The organism is Kordia periserrulae (genome assembly GCF_003054265.1).
Classification (GTDB): Bacteria; Bacteroidota; Bacteroidia; order Flavobacteriales; family Flavobacteriaceae; genus Kordia; species Kordia periserrulae.
Map to the genome: position 1 here is coordinate 1 of NZ_QBKT01000031.1, position 1,238 is coordinate 1,238.

Consider the following 1,238-nt stretch of genomic DNA (forward strand, 5'->3'; position numbering starts at 1 on the left):
TTTTCATTGGCAGTTGCCATATCTACCGCATGCATGGTTGGGTCTACAATCGGATTGTTGTCCATCTCTGCATCTTCTAATGTGGTGTGATAGCTGACTGTGACATTGCTTTCATTGTTGACTATTTCTGCCTCTGCTTGCGTCAAATCAAACACTAAAATACCGTTGGTTGCATCTCCATCACTATCATCATCACATGCCTCTAAAAGGGTTGGCATGGTGTTCGGTGTTGGAATTGGAAGTACTCTTAAGGTCATGGTGATATCAGTCGTACAACCAGCACTGTTTGTGGCTCTTATGTAAAGCGTCTGTGGATTGCTGATGTTTTGATACCCTGTTGGGTCTGCAATTGGCATGTCTGCATTTAAGTCTGCCAGTGAAGCGTAATAGGTCAGGGTTAAACTGGTATCACCGCCTGTGATTTCAGTGTACTTATCTGTTAAGTCAAAACTACTGATTTCATCACTCTCATCACCACTTTCTAAATCATCACAGAGTGAGAAGGCTGTTGGTTGTACTAGTACTGGTGGCGGCACTACAATAATCTCAAAGCTTCCAATGGCAAAACAGTCCGTTGCGTTGTCTTCCAAACGTACCCAGATGGTTTGCTGATTGGCTGTGGTGTTGATATAATCACTCGGAGTGACAATTGGCGATACGTCATCGATGGCATCTTGCTCGCTCTCATGATAGGTTAGTGTAAAGTTTCCTGGGGTTTGGTCGCCATAGATTTGCATTTGAGTTACTGTTAAATCAAACATGGCAAAGCCGTCTAAACTTGCGGCATCGTCACAGACTTCTACATCATCGATGCTAATTGGCATTACAGGAATTGGGATGACATTGATTTGTAATGGCGTTACTGTAAAACAGCCTGTCACCGTATTGGTTGCCAGCACATAGATGGTTTGACTGTCCATGACAATGTTGGTGTAAGGACTGCTCAGTGCATTTAAGTTGTTGTTGGCATCTTCTGCGCTCTCGTGGAAGCTGTAGACCACATCTGGCTCGTTGTTGACAATGTCATTCACTAGCATGTCTAAATCAGTGGCTACAAAACCGTCATTGTCATCATCACAGGTGTCGGCTGAGAGGGTACCACCAGCATTGAGTGTTGGACTTGGTAGTGGATTCACGCGGATATCAAAGGTAATGGTGTTTTGACAGCCTGTGGTATCGTTGGTAGCCAGTACAAAGATGGTTTGTACCCCTAATTCTTCATTGGCATACGCCGCTGG

General features: G+C 44.4%; 1 pseudogene. It reads right to left on the reverse strand.

Going from position 1 to position 1,238, the window contains the following annotated elements:
- Nucleotides 1–1,238, reverse strand: a pseudogene (locus tag C8N46_RS20050) (CUB protein); the annotation flags it as partial.